The sequence below is a fragment of the Actinomadura fulvescens genome (assembly GCF_039533225.1).
GTDB lineage: Bacteria > Actinomycetota > Actinomycetes > Streptosporangiales > Streptosporangiaceae > Spirillospora > Spirillospora fulvescens.
Genome location: NZ_BAAATD010000006.1, coordinates 477783 through 494213 on the forward strand (window position 1 = coordinate 477783; position 16431 = coordinate 494213).

At 72.8% G+C, this 16431-nt stretch carries 16 protein-coding genes; 10 read left to right on the forward strand and 6 right to left on the reverse strand.

Annotation, left to right across the window (positions count from 1 at the left end):
• Positions 1 to 23 precede the first annotated feature (23 nt).
• Together ABD333_RS24500 and ABD333_RS24505 are read right to left on the reverse strand one after the other, a co-directional pair.
• Positions 24 to 1613: an N-acyl-D-amino-acid deacylase family protein gene (locus ABD333_RS24500; RefSeq protein WP_344544495.1), complete on the reverse strand. Its 1590-nt coding sequence runs from the start codon at positions 1611 to 1613 to the stop codon at positions 24 to 26.
• A complete protein-coding gene (locus tag ABD333_RS24505; protein ID WP_344544497.1) occupies positions 1613 to 2878 on the reverse strand; it encodes an amino acid deaminase in 1266 nt (421 codons plus the stop codon). Before ABD333_RS24505 ends, ABD333_RS24500 begins: the two co-directional genes overlap by 1 nt.
• Positions 2879 to 2989: 111 nt before the next feature.
• Between ABD333_RS24505 and ABD333_RS24510 the strand changes: the two genes are divergently transcribed.
• From ABD333_RS24510 to ABD333_RS24520, 3 genes are read left to right on the forward strand one after another with little or no spacing between them, the layout of a single operon-like run.
• Positions 2990 to 4009: a sugar kinase gene (locus tag ABD333_RS24510; protein WP_344544499.1), complete on the forward strand. Its 1020-nt coding sequence runs from the start codon at positions 2990 to 2992 to the stop codon at positions 4007 to 4009.
• On the forward strand, positions 4006 to 4758 hold the full coding sequence (locus ABD333_RS24515; protein WP_344544500.1) for an IclR family transcriptional regulator: 753 nt from the start codon (positions 4006 to 4008) through the stop codon (positions 4756 to 4758). Before ABD333_RS24510 ends, ABD333_RS24515 begins: the two co-directional genes overlap by 4 nt.
• Positions 4755 to 5159 (forward strand): RidA family protein, encoded by a 405-nt coding sequence (locus ABD333_RS24520; RefSeq protein ID WP_344544502.1) that lies wholly within the window; start codon positions 4755 to 4757, stop codon positions 5157 to 5159. The genes ABD333_RS24515 and ABD333_RS24520 overlap by 4 nt, the downstream gene beginning before the upstream one ends.
• 7 nt (positions 5160 to 5166) lie before the next feature.
• Here the strand turns inward: ABD333_RS24520 and ABD333_RS24525 are convergent, their stop codons facing one another.
• Positions 5167 to 5922, reverse strand: coding sequence for an ABC transporter permease (locus ABD333_RS24525; protein WP_344544504.1), 756 nt, complete (start codon positions 5920 to 5922; stop codon positions 5167 to 5169).
• Between the two features lie 156 nt (positions 5923 to 6078).
• Here ABD333_RS24525 and ABD333_RS24530 point away from each other — a divergent pair, with 156 nt between their 5' ends.
• Positions 6079 to 6927: a polysaccharide deacetylase family protein gene (locus tag ABD333_RS24530; protein ID WP_344544506.1), complete on the forward strand. Its 849-nt coding sequence runs from the start codon at positions 6079 to 6081 to the stop codon at positions 6925 to 6927.
• A gap of 167 nt (positions 6928 to 7094) precedes the next feature.
• The gene (locus tag ABD333_RS24535) at positions 7095 to 7442 is read left to right on the forward strand and encodes a hypothetical protein (RefSeq protein ID WP_344544508.1); all 348 of its coding nucleotides are present in this window, start codon (positions 7095 to 7097) and stop codon (positions 7440 to 7442) included.
• A gap of 86 nt (positions 7443 to 7528) precedes the next feature.
• Here the strand turns inward: ABD333_RS24535 and ABD333_RS24540 are convergent, their stop codons facing one another.
• Positions 7529 to 8176 carry an SLATT domain-containing protein gene (locus tag ABD333_RS24540; protein WP_344544510.1) on the reverse strand — a complete coding sequence of 216 codons (648 nt, stop codon included), beginning with the start codon at positions 8174 to 8176 and terminating at the stop codon, positions 7529 to 7531.
• 253 nt (positions 8177 to 8429) lie between these two features.
• Between ABD333_RS24540 and ABD333_RS24545 the strand changes: the two genes are divergently transcribed.
• Together ABD333_RS24545 and ABD333_RS24550 are read left to right on the forward strand one after the other, a co-directional pair.
• Positions 8430 to 9746: a sensor histidine kinase gene (locus ABD333_RS24545; protein WP_344544512.1), complete on the forward strand. Its 1317-nt coding sequence runs from the start codon at positions 8430 to 8432 to the stop codon at positions 9744 to 9746.
• Positions 9710 to 10357 (forward strand): LuxR C-terminal-related transcriptional regulator, encoded by a 648-nt coding sequence (locus ABD333_RS24550; RefSeq protein ID WP_344544514.1) that lies wholly within the window; start codon positions 9710 to 9712, stop codon positions 10355 to 10357. The genes ABD333_RS24545 and ABD333_RS24550 overlap by 37 nt, the downstream gene beginning before the upstream one ends.
• Here ABD333_RS24550 and merB read toward each other — a convergent pair.
• Positions 10354 to 11034: an organomercurial lyase gene (merB, locus tag ABD333_RS24555; RefSeq protein WP_344544516.1), complete on the reverse strand. Its 681-nt coding sequence runs from the start codon at positions 11032 to 11034 to the stop codon at positions 10354 to 10356. The genes ABD333_RS24550 and merB overlap by 4 nt on opposite strands.
• 89 nt (positions 11035 to 11123) lie before the next feature.
• On the opposite strand from merB, the gene ABD333_RS24560 reads away from it, so the two are divergent.
• On the forward strand, positions 11124 to 12032 hold the full coding sequence (locus tag ABD333_RS24560; RefSeq protein WP_344544518.1) for a hypothetical protein: 909 nt from the start codon (positions 11124 to 11126) through the stop codon (positions 12030 to 12032).
• On the opposite strand, the gene ABD333_RS24565 is transcribed toward ABD333_RS24560, so the two are convergent.
• Positions 12007 to 12804, reverse strand: a complete 798-nt coding sequence (locus tag ABD333_RS24565) for an enoyl-CoA hydratase/isomerase family protein (protein WP_344544520.1) — start codon at positions 12802 to 12804, stop codon at positions 12007 to 12009. The two genes, ABD333_RS24560 and ABD333_RS24565, sit on opposite strands and share 26 nt — an antisense overlap.
• A 213-nt stretch (positions 12805 to 13017) precedes the next feature.
• Here ABD333_RS24565 and ABD333_RS24570 point away from each other — a divergent pair, with 213 nt between their 5' ends.
• Both ABD333_RS24570 and ABD333_RS24575 read left to right on the forward strand, forming a co-directional pair.
• Positions 13018 to 15171 (forward strand): PEP/pyruvate-binding domain-containing protein, encoded by a 2154-nt coding sequence (locus ABD333_RS24570; RefSeq protein ID WP_344544522.1) that lies wholly within the window; start codon positions 13018 to 13020, stop codon positions 15169 to 15171.
• Positions 15168 to 16145: a hypothetical protein gene (locus ABD333_RS24575; protein WP_344544524.1), complete on the forward strand. Its 978-nt coding sequence runs from the start codon at positions 15168 to 15170 to the stop codon at positions 16143 to 16145. The genes ABD333_RS24570 and ABD333_RS24575 overlap by 4 nt, the downstream gene beginning before the upstream one ends.
• Positions 16146 to 16431 lie beyond the last annotated feature (286 nt).

The window sequence follows — 16431 nt, forward strand, 5'->3', positions numbered from 1 at the left end:
CTTCGGGGAGAGGGTGATCGGAACTAGCGGGTGACTCCGTCCGGCGACCGGCGCAGCGACCGGCCCGGCAGCGCGCCGGTGTGCCGGCCGTCCCCGATGACCTCGACGCCGCCGACGAAGACGTAGGGAATGCCCGCGGCCTGCTGCCGGGGCTGGGCGAACGTCGCGGTGTCCCGTACCGAGGCGGGGTCGAACAACACGAGGTCGGCGTGGTGCCCGGGCCGGACGAGTCCGCGGTCGGCGAGCCGCAGCCGCCGCGCGGCCCGCCCGGTCAGGTGCGAGACGCACTCTTCGAGCGAGAGCACGCCGAGCTCGCGCACGTAGTGCCCCAGGTAGCGGGGGAACGTGCCCCAGGCGCGCGGATGCGGCTTGGCCGGGGCCAGGAGACCGTCGCTCCCGCCGGTGTGCGCCGGATGCCGCATGATCGCCTGAACGTTCTCCTCGTGCCCGACGTGCTGCAGGATCCCCGTGGCGAACTCGTCGGCGATGAGCCGTTCGCAATAGATTTCGAACGCCGGGCGGCCGCTCTCGGCGGCCAGTTCGGCGATGGTGCGCCCGATGACGGACGCCTCCGGAGAGCCCGAGATCTCGATCGTCTCCCACTCGGACGGGACGCCGTGGCATCCGTCGGAGCCCTCGACCTCCATCGTGTGGCGGATCCGTTCGCGTATCTCCGGATCAGCGAGCCGGGCCAGCGCGGCGGCGGGTCCCCCTTCGGCCGCCCAGCTGGGCAGCAGGGCGGCCAGCGTCGTGGCACCCGGCAGATAGGGATAGGTGTCGAGGCTGATGTCGCAACCGTCCGCGATGGCCTCGTCCAGAAGCCGCAGCAGCTCGGGCGCGCGGCCGCGGTTGACGCCGAAGTTCATGGTCGCGTGGGCGAGATGCAGGGGACAGCCCGACTCCCGCGACACCCGCACCATGTCGGCGTAGGCCTCCAGAGCACCCGCGCCGTACGAACGGTGGTGCGGAGCGTAGAAGCCGCCGAACGACGCGACGACCCGGCACAGCTCGACCAGCTCGTCGTCGCGGGCGTACATCCCGGGCACGTAGGTCAGCCCGCTCGACATCCCGACCGCGCCTTCGCGCATGCCGGTCGCGACGAGCTCGCGTTGCCGGTCGAGCTCGGCCGAGGTGGGCGGGCGGTCGTCCCAGCCCATCGCCAGCATCCGGACCGCGCCCTGCGGTACGAGGTAGCAGGCGTTGACCGCGATCCCCTGGTCGAGCCGGTCGAGGTACTCGCCGACGCTTCGCCAGTTCCAGTCGAAGCCCGCCGGGTCTCCGTTCCAGCCGGCGATCGCCTTGCGCAGCACCGGGAGCGTGTCGTCGTCCACCGGCGCGTACGACAGCCCGTCCTGGCCGATGACCTCGCAGGTGACGCCCTGGCCGACCTTGGCGAGATGGTCCGGCTCCACGAGCAGCGCCAGGTCGGAGTGGGCGTGCATGTCGATGAACCCGGGTGCCAGCACGAGCCCCGTCGCGTCGAGGACGCGGCCCCCGGAAAGGCCCGTGCCGATCTCCTCGATACGCCCGTCCGACACGGCGACGTCGGCGACGCGACCGGGCGCGCCCGTGCCGTCCACGACCGTGGCGCCACGGATCACCAGCGCGGGCATCAGAACCAGGTCCTGATCAGGTCGGTCACGACGGGACGTTCGGCGCCGGCGTCGTCCACGACCGGGAGCAGCGTCCATTTGTCGAGCGCGGTGCACGGATGGGACAGGCCGAGCCGGAGCACGTCGCCCACCTCGACGTCGCCGCCTTCGAGGAACGTGTGCTGGTCGTTCATGGCGGTGACGCGGGCGCCCGCGAGCCGCTCGGGTCCGGCGCCGCGCACGAGCTGGGGTTCGGGCATGCCCTCGTCGAACGGCAGGTCGCGCTTGCCGGTGTCGAGCAGGGCGAGCGCGGGCTCCGGCCGGGAGACGACCCGGCCCCAGCCGTGCATGGCCGAGCGCAGCCGTTCGCCGCCGTTCGCCGCGCCGCGGGCGAAGGGCGAGATCTGCCGGTAGAACCCGTCGTCGTGAATGATGTAGGCGCCCGACCGCAGGATCACCTGGCAGCCGTCGAGCCCGGACAGCACCTCGGTGACCTGGTCGAAGAAGGAGCTGCCGCCCGCGGTCACGATCGGCTCGTCCGTCTCGTACTCCAGCCGCCCGTGCAGCTCGGCCAGCGCGCGCAGATAGGCGTCCACCGCCGCGCGGCCCTCGTCCGAGGCGTCATGGGCGAGCGCGCCCTCGTATCCGCCGAGGCCGGCCAGCCGCAACGTCGGTGCCTTGCGGATGGCGTCGGCCACCGCGAGTGCCGTCTGCTCGTCACGCGCGCCCGTGCGTCCGTGGGGGCCGCCGAGCTCGACGCAGACGTGAACGGCGCGCTGGACGCGTGCCGCGCGCAGCGCGTCGTCCATCAGCTCGACCGTACGAGGCGAGTCGGCCCAGGAGACGAACGTGAAGTCCGGGTCCCGGTCGAGCTCGCCGCCGATCCACGCCAGCCCCGCGGGGTCGACGAGCGCGTTGGCCAGGAGCAGCCGCTGTACGCCGAACGCACGGGCGACCCGGAGCTGCGGGAGGTTGGCGAGCGTGATGCCCCAGGCTCCGGCGTCGAGCTGCCGTCGCCACAGCTCGGGCGCCATCGTCGTCTTGCCGTGCGGGGCGAGCCGTACGCCCGCGCGTTCGGCCCAGCCGGCCATCAGCCGGAGATTGTGATCGAGGGCCCCGGCATCGAGTGTGAGCAAGGGGGTACCGAAGTCGTCGAGCGAGGGCCGGTCACGCAGATACTCCTCGACCGTCGCGCCGTGGGCGGCGGCCGGAATCGCCTTGAAGCGCCAGTCGAGACGTTCGGTGCGCTGTGCGTCGACGGCGGCATTGTCGATGCCCGTACCCATTCTGACCTCCTATGTTGCGCAATGTGCAATGCGCATTGCACTATGCGCTGCTGCGGTTGTAGCATCGCCGTGGCGTCGCGGTCAACGGCCGCAGGACACGGGAAGGGTCGAATGGAACGCTTGCCCGAGGCGGTCTGCATAGGCGAAACGATGGCGGCGCTCCTCCCCGACCGGCCGGGTCCCCTGGAGGACGTCGACACGTTCCGGCACTCGATCGGCGGCGCCGAGGCCAACGTCGCGCGCGGGCTCGTCGCACTCGGCGTTCCCGCCGCCTGGGTCGGCCAGGTCGGCGACGACGGTTTCGGCCGTCGCATCGTCCGCGACCTCGCCCGCGCGGGCGTCGACACCAGCGGGGTGCTGACCGACCGCGGACGTCCCACCGGGTTGTACGTGAAGGAGGCGGGACAGGGCGGCAGCGTCCTGCACTACTACCGCGCGCGCTCGGCGGGCTCGGCGCTCAGTCCCGCGCTGCTCGACGAACCCTCCGTCACCCGCGTGCTGTCCCACGCCGATCTCGTGCACCTGTCCGGGATCACGGCGGCGCTCTCGCCGGGCGCGCTCGACCTCGTACGGACGCTCCTGCACGACCGGACCCGCACCCAACTGGTGAGCTTCGACCTCAACTGGCGGCCCGCCCTGTGGCGAGACGCCGATCCCGGCGTCCTGGTGCCGCTGCTGAAGGCCGCCGACATCGTGCTGCTCGGCGCGGACGAGGCCAGGGCCGTCCTCGGCACGAGCGATCCGGCCGAGTTGCGCGCCCTCCTGCCGGAACCCGCGACGCTCGTCGTGAAGGACGACGCCCACCACGCCACCGCGATCCCCCGGCCTGGACCTGACTCGGCGACGGTGACCGAACCGGCCCTGCGCGTCGACACGGTCGAGCCGGTAGGCGCGGGCGACGCGTTCGCCGCCGGCTACCTCGCCGGCACGCTGCGCGGTCACGGCCTGCGGCAGTGCCTGCGGCTGGGCCACCTCGCGGCCGCCGCGACGCTCGTCGTGCACGGCGACCACGGGCCGCCGCCGCCCGCCGCGCTCGTCCGGACCCTGCTCGACGCGGCGCCGGGCGAATGGGCCGCGACCACGGTCAGCGCGGCGGGGTTCGGCATCGGATCAGGGGGAGCGAAGCGATGAGCCAGAGCCTCGGACGGGCCCTGCAGATCATCATCGAGCTGGGCGAGGGACCGCGCACGCTGGACGAGCTCGCCGCCACGGTGGGCGTGCACAAGACGACGGTCCTGCGGCTGCTGCGGCCACTGGAGGAGGAACGGTTCGTCCACCGCGGCGAAGGCCACCGCTTCCATCTCGGGTCGCGCCTGTTCGCGTTGTCGGGCGCGGCGCTGGAGCAACGCGGGATCCGCGGCATCGCGGGGCCGCATCTGGCCCGGCTGAACGAGGCGACCGGGCACACCGTCCACCTCGGGGTGTACGAGGGCGGCGAGGTCGTCTACCTCGACAAGTACGACTCGCGGCACGCCATCCGGATGTACTCGCGGGTCGGCCTGCGGATGCCGCTGCACGCCACCGCGATCGCCAAGGTGCTGCTCGCGGACCTGCCGGAGCGGCGGCGGCGCGAGATCGTGGCGCGCGTCGACTACACCCGCTTCACCGGCAACACCATCGCCGGCCCCGAGGAGTTGCTGGCCGAGCTGCGCAAGGTGGCCAGGCAGGGCCACGCGGTCGACGACGCCGAACACGAGACGTTCATCCGCTGCATCGCCGCACCGATCCGCGGCGGCGAGGGCCGGGTGCTCGCGGCCGCGTCCATCTCGGTGCCGGACGTCGTGTTGAATCGTGATCAGGTGCTGGAGCTGTTGCCGGAGTTGCTCGCCACGACCCGGGCCATCTCCGCCGACTGCGGATTCGAGAAGGAGAGAGTGTGAGCGACAAGACCGCCATCAGGACCGAGGCCGCCCCCGCACCGCTGCCGGTGTTCTCGCAGGGCGTTCGCAAGGGACCGTTGCTGCAGGTGTCGGGCCAGGGCTCGATGGAGCCGGGCACCGGCGCGTTCGTGCACGAGGGCGATGTGAAGGCGCAGACCCGGCGCACGCTGGAGAACGTCCGGGCGATCCTGGAGGCGGGCGGCGCGAGCGTCGAGGACGTGCTGATGTTCCGCTGCTACCTGACCAAGCGCGACGACTTCGGGCCGATGAACGAGGCGTACGACGAGTTCGTCCGGGAGCACTGCCCCAGCGGCGTGCTGCCCAGCCGCACCACCGTCTTCGTCGACCTGCCGCTCCCGCAGATGCTCGTGGAGATCGACGCCCTCGCCGCCGTGGACTAGCCGTCCGTCAACCGTCCCGGTCGTCGGCCAACCGGCCGGTGGCCACCAGCTCCAGGGTGATGAGCACCGCGACGGCCTCGATCGCGAGCAGGCCGACGAGCACGAGCAGCTGCGTGGCGCCGGCCTCGATGGGGTCGGCGCCGCCGAGCAGCACGCCGACGAACGCGCCGGGGAGGGTGACGAGCCCGACCGTGCGGGTCTGGTCCAGGGCGGGGATCAGGGCGAGCGCCGCGGCCGACCGGCAGACCTCCAGCGCGGAGTCGCGCGGCAGCAGCCCGAGTGCGAGCCCGCCCTCGTACTCGCCGCGGCGGGTGCGCAGCTCGTCCAGCGCGCGCCGGCCGGTCATCGCGCACGCCGTCATGGCGCCGCCGATGAAGATGCCGGCGATCGGCAGCACCGCGACCGGCCGCAGCGGCACGAGCGTCGAGGCGAGCAGCAGGCCCAGCACGGGCGCGACGCCCGCGACGATCGGCAGCATCGCCCACCAGGCCGGGCCGCGCGTCGCACCGGTGATCCGGCGGCCCGCGGTGGCCGCCGCGATCACCACCATGCCCGCGACGAACACCGCCGTCCAGCCCGCGCTGCGCAGCACCGCCGCGATGAGCAGCGAGACCGCCGCGAGCTGCGCGGTCGCGCGCACCGCCGCGACCACCACCTCGCGGCCGAGTCCCAGCCCGCCGAGCCGCACCAGCCACGCCGCCGCGACCGTGAGGACGACGAGGACCAGGCCGAGCAGTGGACCGACGGCGGGTGCCGCGCTCATGCATCCCCCTGAACCAAACGGCGGGCTCCCGTCCGCCGTTCACTTGAACCGATTGTGATCTGACTGGCACCGCGCAACACGCACAAACCCCGCTAACGTTGCCTTGTGGGGGATCTCGAGTCGAGTGGGCCATCTCGCCGGAAGGCGCTCGGGCTGTTGGGCGCGGCCGGCTTCTTCGCCTTGGGCGCCGACAGCGTGCTCGATCCCGCCAAGCCGGATCCGGCACCACCCCAGACGACCGTGCCCCGGCCGCGTCCGGTGGCACATCCCTCGTCGCCGGCGTCCACGGGCACGGCTACGCCGACGCAGCCCGTGCCGCCCACGACACAGCCGCCGGCACCGCCCGTTCCGCCGGCCCCGCGCGCCTCGTCCTGGTCGCCGGCCCGGCTGACCACGGCCAAGCCGCGCAAGCCGCTGCGCGACCTGCAGGATCTGGTCCCGCCGCCACCGCCGAAGACGATCGCGCTGACCATCGACGACGGCCCGCACCCGCTCTACACCCCGCAGGTGCTCGACCTGCTGGCCGAGCACGAGGTCCGCGCGACGTTCTTCATCATCGGCGAGCAGGTCGTCGAGTACCCCCAGCTCACCCGGCGCATCGCCGACGCGGGTCACCAGGTGTGCAACCACACCATGACCCATCCCCTCTCGCTCGGCCGCCTGTCCACCAAGAAGGTACGGCGCGAGATCGTCGAAGCGCACGACCGCATCGCGCAGGTGACCGGTGTCGTTCCCACGTTCTTCCGGGCACCGGGCGGCAACTGGTCGCCCGCGGCCCTGGACATCATCGGTGAGCACGGGATGCTGCCGGTCGACTGGGCCGTCGATCCGCAGGACTGGACCAGGCCGGGCGTGGGCAGCATCCGTCGCTCGCTCGTCAAGTGCGGCCCCGGCGACATCCTGCTCTGCCACGACGGCGGCGGCGACCGGTCGCAGACGGTGAAGGCGCTGCGCGGCGCCATCCCCAAGCTGAAGAAGCGCGGCCTGGCGTTCGTCTCCCTCTGACGGAACGACACCCCATTTTTATGTCCATTCCGGACATTGTGCTCATTTTACTGCGGGATCTACATACTGTTTGCCGGGCATGAGGTCTATCGTCATAAAAACAGGGACAGCTTTCCCTCCGAGGAGATTGTGGTAATACGCCAATCTCGTACTACGAGGGAGAAGAAATGCGCACGAGCATTCGCACTGGGGTGGCACTCTCCATTTCAGGGCTGGCCATGAGCGGAGCCGCCCTGGTCACCTCCAGCGGCGCCGGGGCCGCGACCACGCAGGCACCCGCCGCGAAGCCCGCCGCCGCCTCGACGCAGGCCGCGATCTGCCGTTACACCGTCGAGGCCAAGGGTGGCCTCTACGTTCGCAGGACGCCGGGAGGAAGGATCGTCGGCCGGCTCCGCAATGGCAAGATCGTATTTGCGAAATGCCAGCGGCCGCACGGGTGGGTCAAGCTTCGCGGCGGCGTCAAGAGGCACCTCATCGGCAAGTGGGTGTACCGGCCCCACCTGGCTCGTTACTGATCCGGCCTTCCGTCCGAAATCTCGCCGGTGAACGCGAACAACGGCTCCGCGCGTCGCGCGAAGCCGTTGTTCGGTGTGTTCGGCCGTCAGGAGACCTGGTCGGCGGCTCGGGGCGGCGGCACGATGGCGCTGACCATCTCGCTCATCCGCTCGGCCATCCGTTCCTCCCTGGCATCGGAATCCGCGGTCCGCTTCCTGATCCGCAGCCGCGCCCAGCGGGAGACCGGCACCGCCGACTGGTTGACCGCCTGCCAGCGGTCGGTGAGAGTGGCGAGCGCCTCCCGCGCCTGCTCGAAGTACTGTGCGGGCAGATCCACTTGGCGGGCCTGGCGGGCCAGCGCCTGCACCGCCTCGAACGCCTTCGCCGACTCGATCGCCTGGCTCTCCCGGCGGGCGGGGCCCAGCATCCCGATGAGCGTCGACAACAGCGCGGCCACGAGGGCCAGCGCTCCGGCGGCGATCTCGTACCGGCTGCGGGCGAGCACCATGCTGCCGGCGACGCCGGACGCCAGCACCGCGGTCCCGGCCAGGAAGAGGTTGACCGCCCGCCATACCCGCGCGGTCTCCTCCTGGCAGAGCGTCGCGCAGGAACAGGTCTCCTCGATCCAGAACAGCTCCGCGCCGACCGCCGCGCGCCAGGAGCCGGGACCGGAGCCGGAGCCGGGGCCGGGGCCGATCCCTTCCGGCGACGTGCCGCCGTTCGGATCCGGCCGGCGCTTCTCCCTGTCCACCATGACGCGGCCCCCCTGTGCGCTTGCGTGTCAGCGCCATGATTGGGGAACGGGCCGCCGCCCTCATCGCGCGATACCCAATCCGGGCGCCGCCTTTGCCGAGGGATCGGAACGCGGGCCCGCGAATAGATCGTCCTCGGGGAACGCCGGGGTGTACCCAGGTACACCCCATGTCCGGGTTGCGGGCACACTGTGGGCGGCGCCGCGCCGCCGGAGACTGGACTCCGGACGACGGGCGAGGCACGGAGGCAGCACGATGAGCGGTGAGTTGGCGAAGGAGACGTGGGCGGCGGAGCGGCTGAGGGCGCCGTGGCGCGGGTTTCGGCTGGGGTTGCTCGCCTTTCCCGCGATGGCCCTCTCGGTGCTGCTGATCACCTCGTTCTCGCTGGTGACGAGCGTGGTCGGCATTCTGATGGTGCCACCGGTGGTCCTGCTGGCCCGGGCGCTCGTGGACGTCTACCGCGACCTGATCGGCAAGTGGACTGGCGTCCGGATCGAGCGGCCGTACCTGCCCGAGCCCCAGGAGGAGGAGGCCGGTTTCGCCGGCCAGTGGAACCGGTTCGTGCGGCTGTCCTCGGACCCCGCCACCTGGCGCGACCTCGCCTGGCTGCTCGCTGACCCGATCGTGGTGTTCTTCACCGCGGCCCTGCCGTTCTACCTGGTCGCCTACGGCCTGTGGGGCCTGGCCCTGGCCGGCGGCATGGGCAGCGTGATCACCGACCTCGGCGGCAACGAGTGGTACGGCTTCGTGCACATCCAGAAGGGCTACGCCGACGACAACGCGAAGATGACGGCCACGGTGGTCCTGGGCACGGTCTTCATGGCCGCCGGTTTCCTGTCCGGCCCGCGCCTGCTCCAGGTGTACGGGCGGTGGGGGCAGCTGCTCCTCGGGCCGACCGAGAAGTCGAGGCTGGCACTGCGCGTCCGCCACCTGACCGAGACCCGTTCCGAGGCCGTGGACGCGTCGGCCGCCGAGCTGCGCCGCATCGAGCGCGACCTGCACGACGGCGCCCAGGCCCGCCTGGTCGCGATGGGGATGACGCTCGGCGCGATCGAGCACCTTCTCGACAGGGACCCGGCCAAGGCGCGGCTGCTGCTCGCCGAGACGCGCCAGTCGTCGGCCAAGGCGCTGCACGAGCTGCGCGACCTGGTCCGGGGCATCCATCCGCCGGTCCTCGCCGACCGCGGCATCGGTGACGCCGTCAAGGCACTGGCCCTGGACCACCCGCTCCAGGTCGAGGTCGTCTCCACGCTGCCCGGCCGCCCCCAGCCGCCGGTCGAGTCGGCCGCGTACTTCGCGGTGTCGGAGATCCTCACCAACGCCGCCAAGCACTCGGGCGCGAGCCGCGTCTGGATCGACCTGCGCTACGAGGAGGGCATGCTCCGGATCACCGTCACCGACGACGGCCACGGCGGCGCCTCCCTCGAAGGCGGCACGGGCCTGCGAGGCATCGAACGGCGGATCGGTACATTCGACGGCGTACTCGCCCTGAACTCCCCGCCGGGCGGCCCGACGATCGTGACCCTGGAGCTGCCGTGCGAGTTGTCCTCGCCGAAGATCTCGCCCTCCTGAGAGAGGGCCTGGTCAGCCTGCTCGAATCGCACGGCTTCGAGATCGCCGCCGCGGTCGACAACGGCCCCTCGCTGCTCAAGGCGCTGCTCGACCACCGCCCGGACGTGGCGGTGGTCGACGTGCGCCTGCCGCCGTCGTTCACCGACGAGGGGCTGCAGGCCGCGCTGGAGGCGCGGCGCCAGGTGCCCGGCCTGCCGGTCCTGGTCCTGTCGCAGTACGTCGAGCAGCTGTACGCCCGCGAGCTGCTGGCCGACGGCAGCGGCGGGATCGGTTACCTGCTCAAGGACCGGGTGTTCGACGCCGAGCAGTTCGTCGACGGCGTCCGCCGGGTCGCGGCGGGCGGCACCGCGATGGACCCGGAGGTCATCTCGCGGCTCGTCGCGCGCGGCACCCGGGACGAGCCGCTGGGCCGGCTGACGCCGCGCGAGCTGGAGGTCCTGGAGCTGATGGCCCAGGGCCGCTCGAACGCGGCGATCGCGCAGCAGCTCGTCGTCACCGAACGGGCCGTCACCAAGCACACCGCCAACATCTTCAGCAAGCTCGACCTGGTGGTCGCAGGCGACGACAACCGGCGCGTGCTCGCCGTCCTCGCCTACCTCAACCGTTCCTAGCCCTGCTCTGCGGGCAGTCCCCAGAACGGGCCGCTCAGCCCGGCCTCGCGGAGGTAGGCGGCGGCCGTGGCGGGCTCGCGACGGGTGTATCCGCGGTCGAGGCGACCCGCGTACCATCCGCGCGCCAGGCGCCACAACGTCGCCAGGTCCATGACGTAGCCGCGCTCGTTGCCGGAACGTTCGAGCCAGACGTCAACGCAACGTTCGCCGCAGAAGAGCCGCTGGTGTCCACAGGTGTGAACGACGTCGTCCCACATCCGCGTCACCGGGACGAGGAAGTGCGCGACCTGCTCACCGTCCGGCGGCGCGTCCCGGCCCACCACCCAGGCGTGCGCCCGGTCGCAGCCGGGACAGCGCGTGGAGACCAGCACGTCCGGCTCGTCCGGCAGCAGATGGGCGAGCGCGAACGAGTCCCAGGCACAGCCGCCCCACCACAGGGTGGATCTCCCCATCACGGCGAAGCCCAGCGGGATCGACGCGAACGGGTGCGCCATGAGCACGCGGTCCTCGTCGTCGAGCACGACATGACGCAGATCCGCCAGGGCGCGCAGGCCGTCGCGCACGGTTTCGAGGCTCGCCCCGAACCGTTCGGCCAGCTCCCGCGGCTCCGGCGCCCGCCCGGTCTCCGCGAAACCCCGGTACACGGCGAGCCGCAGATCCTCGTCGTCGAACGCCATCCTGTCGCCTTCCCGGGGTTTCGGACTGTCGGGCTCGGACATGGTGTTCTATCTTGCCAGGCAGAACAATGCCCTTCTGGAGGGGCGCCATGACCGCGATTCTCATCCTCCTCTGCCTGGCGATCGCCGGCCGCGAGCTCTATCTGTCGTTCGACAGGAAACGGTCCGGAACGGCGCCCGAGATCGCCGACATCCGCACCCAGCTGACCGCGCTCAAGGGCACCCGCGAGGAGCTGGAGGAGTTCCGCGCCGTCCAGCGTGAGCAGCTCGAACGGCTCGCGGCGGGCCAGGTCACGCATGCCGAGTCGCTGCGGGAGACCGATGCCCGCATCCGGTCGCTGATCACCCAGATCAACGACCGGATGCTGCCCGAGATCAACACGCGGCTCACCCAGCAGCGCGACTCCGTCGACCGGCTGGCCGAGGAGGTGGCCCGGCTGCGCGGCCATCTGGTCGGCCGCCTCGACCAGGCCGTCGCCGCCTCGCTCGGCGCCGACCCGGTCGACACGGTGGCGGGCGGGCTCGGCACCGACGGCCGGGAGGAGCCGTCCGGCCTGGTCCGCGCGTACGAGCGGTTCGCCGAACGCTACGGCCTGCGCGTCGAGCTCTCCGACCCCACCGGCGAGGACGCGAGCTGGAGGGCCCGCTACTACCTTTCGGGACGCAGCCCCCGCGGGCTCGAACGCGACTTCATCGACCTGGTCCGGCGGCTGCGCGCGTCCGGCGGCGCACCGAACGGCACGGAGACCGAGGCCGCGAACGCGCTGCTGTGCTGCCTGCACGACATCGAGATGGGCGGCGCCCAGGTCGGCCCGTTCGTGCTCGTCCGCACGCCGGAGGCCATGCTGTGCGGTGTGCTGTCGCTCGCCGAACTGCGCCAGGCCGGACCGGCGCGCCTGCTGGCCGATCCGGTGGACGCGGCCCTACGGCTGCACGGCCTGCCCGAGAGCCGGTTCTGCGACCTGTCGGCCTTCAACGGCTCGGCTCAGTCCAGGTGAAGTTCGGCTCGCGGCGTTCGAGGAAGGCCGCGACGCCCTCGGCCACGTCACCGCCCGCGACCACCTCCTCCAGCCACACCCGGGCCCGGGGCTCCACCGGGTCACCGGCGGCGATGGCGTCGACGATCTCCTTGGTCGCCCGCTGCGTGAGCAGCGAACGGGAGGCGAGCGTGGCGGCGAACTCCGCGACGCGCGTGCGCAGCGACCCGGCCGCCACCACCTCGTCGAGGAGCCCGATGCGCAGGGCGTGCTCGGTGCCGATCAGGTCGGCGGAGTAGAGCAGGTACTTGGCCGCCGCCGGGCCGACGAGCCGCACGATCCGCGTCGTCGCCGACGCCGGGTAGACGATGCCGAGTTTGGCCGGAGTGATGCCGAACCGCGCGCCCTCCGCCGCGAAGCGCAGGTCGCAGGCGGCGGCGAGCTGGCAACCGCCGCCGACGCAGAAACCCTCGATGGCGGCGATGGTCGGTTTGGGGAACGCGGCGAGCGCCTCTTCGGCCCTCGTCGACAGGTGCCCCTCGTCGTGCCGGTTGATGTCGGCGAGCTCGCCGATGTCCGCGCCCGCGCAGAAGTCGCCGCCGGCGCCGGTGAGCACGACGACGCGCACGGAGGGATCGGCCGCCAGCCGGTCCAGCAGCACGGGCAGCTCGCGCCACATCTCCGCCGTCATGGCGTTGCGCTTGGCGGGCCGGTCGATGGTGATCGTGCCGACGCCTTCCGCCACGTCACCGCGCAGCCCCTGCTCGTCGGCCATCGGCTCCCCCTCGGTCACACGCACACATTTCTCACTACGAGGCGCGGTCATCGTACGTACCCGGGGGCACGACCCCGAGACCGGGCCCGGGGTTCTCCGCCCTGGGGACGATGGCACGCCGTCCTACGTACACCCAGGGGTGAGACGTAAGACACCCCTTACGAGGGAGGAATTCATCGGGCGTTCGGCGGATTCTAATGAGACGGGCGGCCCCGAGGATCGGAGTTCGTGGTGCCACAAAGCACACGCGTCTTCTGGACCATTCAGCTCGACGACGCCATGGCGTCCGCCGCCGACTGGACGGGTGCCAAGGCCGCCAATCTCGCCCGCGCGGCACGGCATGACCTGCCCGTGCTGCCCGGGTTCGTCATCCCGGTACGGGCCGGGTCGGAACGTTCCGACGGCCTCGGTCCCGCTCCCGGCCTCAGCACCCGCGAGCTGCGCCAGGCCTGGGCGAAGCTGAGCCGCGGCGGCGAGCTCCCGCTGGTCGTGCGATCGTCCTCCACGATGGAGGACGGCGCGGTCTCCTCGATGGCCGGACGGTTCGTCTCGGTGCTCGACGTGACGGGCTGGGAGCCGTTCGTGGCCGCCGCCGGCGCGGTCATGGAGTCGTCCGCCGAGCCCGGCACGATGGCCGTGCTGGTCCAGCCGCAGCTGACCGCGGCGGCGGGCGGCGTGATGTTCGGTGCCGACCCGGTGGACGGGCGGACGGACCGCGTCATCGTCTCGGCGGTGCCCGGCGGTCCGCAGGCCCTGGTCGGTGGCGAGGTCAACGGCACCCGCTACGCGCTCACCCGGCGGGGCCGGATCATCAGCGTCGAGCACGACATCATCAGCGTCGAGCACGACGACGGCACGTCCCACGACGGTCCTGCGCCCGGCGCCGGCGTCGCGCCGGACGAGGGGCCGCTGACCCGGCTGCAGCTGCGGGCGCTGGCCCGGCTGGCGGCCAAGGCCGCGGCCGTCTTCGGCGGGCCGCAGGACGTGGAGTTCGCGTTCGACCACGACGGGCGGCTCTGGTTGCTGCAGAGCCGCCCGGTGACCGCGCTCGCTCCCGTCCCGCCGCGCCGGGCGAGGCTGCTCGGCCCCGGGCCGGTCGCGGAGACGCTGCCCGATCCGCTGTCCCCGCTGGAGGAGGATCTCTGGCTCGTACCGCTGAACCACGGCATCGGCGAGGCGCTGGCCACCGCCGGCGCGGTCTCCCGGCGCGAGCTGCGCGAGAGCCCGACCGTGCTCGCGGTCGGCGGCCGCGCGGCGGCCGACCTGCGGCGGCTGGGGGCCGCTCCCGGGCGGCGGTCACGGCTGCACCTGCTCAATCCGATGCCCGCCGTGCGCCGGCTGTCGGTGGCGTGGCGCGTCGGACGGCTCCGTGCCGATCTGCCCGACCTGGCCGCGCAGACGGCGGCGGCGGTCGACGCCGACCTGGCGGCCGTGCCGCCGCCCGCCGAGATCGGCGATGCCGAGCTGATCGCGGCGTTGCGCTGGACCCGGGCGGCCCTCGCCGCCCTGCACGGGCAGGAGGCGCTGGCGGGATCGTTGCTCTCCGGCGAGACCGGCACCGGCACCGGCACCGGCACCGGCAGCGGCAGCGCGGCCGCACAGGGGCTGGCCGCGCTCCGAAGAGGCCGCGCCCGTGGCCAGGACGACGTGCGGCTCCTGGCCGCCGAACCCGCCGTCCTCGTCCTGACTCCGCCCGCCATCACGCCCGCGCCGCACCTTCCGGCCGTGCCCGCCGACACGCTCGATCCGCCCGGTGCCGCCGGGGCGCTGCCACCGCGCGAGCTGCTCCGCCTGCGGATCCGCTGGGTGCAGGAGCTCGGCGCACGGCTCGCCTGGACGGCGGGGCAGCGGCTCGCGGCGGCGGGCACGCTGCCGTCGCCCGAGCTCGTCCGGGCCCTGCGCTTCGACGAACTCGAGGCCGCGCTTGACGGCGGGCCCGTGCCCGCCGAGGTCGGGCGCCGTCCCGCACCGCCGCGCACCGCGCCGCTGCCGGCCGTGTTCCGGCTGGCAGGCGACCGGATCGTGGCGGAGGCCGCGCCGACAGGGGACGGGGCGCGTCCGGCGGGCGGTGGCCGGGGCTCCGGGCCGGTGCACTCCGGCCCGGACGCTCCCCCGGCGGGATCGGTGCTCGTCGTCGACACCCTCCGGCCGTCCCTCGCGGCCGTGCTGCCGAAGCTGGCCGGGCTGGTCGCCGAGACCGGCAGCCCGCTGTCACACCTGGCGATCCTCGCCCGCGAGCTGGACGTACCGACGGTCGTCGGGCTCCGCGGCGCGCTCGATCGTTTCCCGCCGGGCACCGAGATCCTGGTGGACGGTGACACCGGCCGGGTCGAGATCCTCGCGCGGGTCGCCGACCAGCGGCCGGGCGAGGAGTCGGTGGCATGAGGGGCACCAGGCGCCTGATCTACGCGGGACTGGGCGCGATGGTGGTGTTCACGGGCGGCTACGTCGTGGTCTACCTGGCGCGCTGGGAGTGGCAGCGCGCCCTGATGGCCGGTGAGCTCCTGCTGATCAGCCTGATCGTGCTGCTCGCGGTCGCGGGCGCGCATCGGCTGGCGCGGCTTGAGCGACGGCTGACCGTGCTCATCGAGAACGCGCAGGACCGGCCCGCGCGGCCAGGCGTCCAGGGGTCCCGGCTGGCCGCCGTCCCGTCGCCCGCCGAGCGGCCGTACGCGGCGGGCGACGAGGCGGCGGAGACGCCGGCCTTCCGATGGCTGGCGCCGGAGCAGGAGTCGTACAAGGTCTTCATCCCCGTGCTGCTCGGCGCGGGAATCGTGGTGTCGGGCCTGGCGGCGCTCGTGGAACGGATCGCGACGGCGCTCGGCGGCTCCTCCCGCCGGGCGCCCCAGGAGCGGGGGGCCGCCTTCGGCCAGGTGCGGGCACCGGCGTCGCTCGCCCTTCCGCCGGGCGGCGTCCTCGCGGGCGCGCCGGACCTGTCGCCTCCGCCCGGCCCCGACCGGCGACGCCGGCTCAAGGTGGCGGCGGGCATGCTGGCGGTCCTCGCACTGGCCGTGCCGGCCGTCGTCGAGATGGCCGACCACACCCAGGACCGGCCCGACTCGCCCGTCGACGCCGCCGCCAGCACGCTGGTCATCGAGGCCAGGACCCACGGCCCGACCGGAGCCGCCTCCGTCGACCCGCTCGCCACGCGGCTGTGGGAGTACTGCCGGGGCTCGACCAGGCCCTATCTGGACAAGGGCGGGCTCGCGCCGATCGGCGACCGGCAGTACGCGCTCGTCGTGCGGCCCGCGCTGGGCGAGCACGCTCTGCGGCGGCTGCGGGGCTGCCTGGAGGACGCGGTCATCGATCACGGCTCGTTCCGGGTCGTCTCCGTGCAGCCCGAGCCCGCGGACGACTGAACGACCGGCCCGCTCGAATTCGCAGGTCCCGGGCCCCTTCGGGGAACCCGGGACCTGATCTCGGAGTCGAACCGTTCATGAACCAGATCACCGGCGCCCGGGAATGCGCGACGAGGACGATGTGCTGTACTGTCTAGGCAACACCTTCGTGATCCGTCACTCACACCGATGAAGCAACGAAGGTGTCCTTCCCCGCCCGGGCCATCTGAGTGCCCGGAGATGCGAGTTCCCCATCAATGACCGCCCAGGGAATTTAAGGCCTGGGCCACCGCACCGAGGGAGCCAC

Bases quoted from the DNA above. Each gene is read 5' to 3' on its own strand.
- ABD333_RS24500 (WP_344544495.1), bottom strand. From the start codon at position 1,613: ATGCCCGCGCTGGTGATCCGTGGCGCCACGGTCGTGGACGGCACGGGC.
- ABD333_RS24505 (WP_344544497.1), bottom strand. From the start codon at position 2,878: ATGGGTACGGGCATCGACAATGCCGCCGTCGACGCACAGCGCACCGAA.
- ABD333_RS24510 (WP_344544499.1), top strand. From the start codon at position 2,990: ATGGAACGCTTGCCCGAGGCGGTCTGCATAGGCGAAACGATGGCGGCG.
- ABD333_RS24515 (WP_344544500.1), top strand. From the start codon at position 4,006: ATGAGCCAGAGCCTCGGACGGGCCCTGCAGATCATCATCGAGCTGGGC.
- ABD333_RS24525 (WP_344544504.1), bottom strand. From the start codon at position 5,922: ATGAGCGCGGCACCCGCCGTCGGTCCACTGCTCGGCCTGGTCCTCGTC.
- ABD333_RS24535 (WP_344544508.1), top strand. From the start codon at position 7,095: ATGCGCACGAGCATTCGCACTGGGGTGGCACTCTCCATTTCAGGGCTG.
- ABD333_RS24540 (WP_344544510.1), bottom strand. From the start codon at position 8,176: ATGGTGGACAGGGAGAAGCGCCGGCCGGATCCGAACGGCGGCACGTCG.
- ABD333_RS24545 (WP_344544512.1), top strand. From the start codon at position 8,430: ATGAGCGGTGAGTTGGCGAAGGAGACGTGGGCGGCGGAGCGGCTGAGG.
- merB (WP_344544516.1), bottom strand. From the start codon at position 11,034: ATGGCGTTCGACGACGAGGATCTGCGGCTCGCCGTGTACCGGGGTTTC.
- ABD333_RS24560 (WP_344544518.1), top strand. From the start codon at position 11,124: ATGACCGCGATTCTCATCCTCCTCTGCCTGGCGATCGCCGGCCGCGAG.
- ABD333_RS24575 (WP_344544524.1), top strand. From the start codon at position 15,168: ATGAGGGGCACCAGGCGCCTGATCTACGCGGGACTGGGCGCGATGGTG.